The following is a 722-nucleotide window of genomic DNA, read 5'->3' as shown; positions in this document are numbered from 1 at the left end:
CGTGATAGTTTAGCAATTTTACCCAATCCAGGGAGCGTTGCTTTACGTGTGGCGAAAAAGTCGACAAATACGCTGTGTTCAGGGCCATGATCTTGATCGGGCAGGTAATACCCAATGTAGCCGTCTCGAATAGATTTTAGAAAAGGCTTAATTCCACCAGAGCGCTCGTAAACACGACCACCGTATTGAACTCTTTGCTTGTGCATCAGCCAGTCAGCAACATCATTCTTTTGTTTTTTTGCCATCGCAGAGACAGGCATCCCCATTGAAGCCAGCAAAATAGCAGGAACATCGATAGCCCATGAGTGAGGCACCATCAAAATCACATTTTCATTGTTATCAATGTGCTGGCGTAGTACGTCCAATCCTCGAATTTGGCAGCGCCTCTGAAGCCATTGAGGAGAACGCAAACTCAGCAACCCAAAACGAAAAAAGAACATAGCTGCGGTGTAGAGCGTTTTTTCAATTAAGGCTTCGCGTTCCTGAAACGTCTTTCCAGGGAAGCATAATTCAAAGTTGACTCGAGCCCTGTGAGCTGGCCCTTTATGAGATTTAGATAACTTTTTAGCTATTGTTTTGGCTAGCCACTTTTGGGCGCTAAGAGGCATTAAGGCTAGCGGCAAAAAGAGTATTACACCTAACCAAGTTCCCCAATACTTAGGCGACAAAAAATGACGCTCAAATTCAGGGTTATATGCTTTGGAGTCGTAGTCGTCACGTTT

The 722-nt window shown here is 44.7% G+C and carries 1 protein-coding gene; it reads right to left on the bottom strand.

What is annotated here, in order from left to right; translation table 11 throughout:
* The coding region (locus tag R7Z50_RS27175; protein WP_318149707.1) for a lipid A biosynthesis (KDO)2-(lauroyl)-lipid IVA acyltransferase at positions 1-722 on the bottom strand (722 nt) is incomplete at both ends.

This window comes from Vibrio sp. 1249-1 (assembly GCF_033340495.1).
The sequence above is the reverse complement of the archived record's forward strand: the minus strand, read 5'-3'. Positions and strand labels throughout refer to the sequence as shown.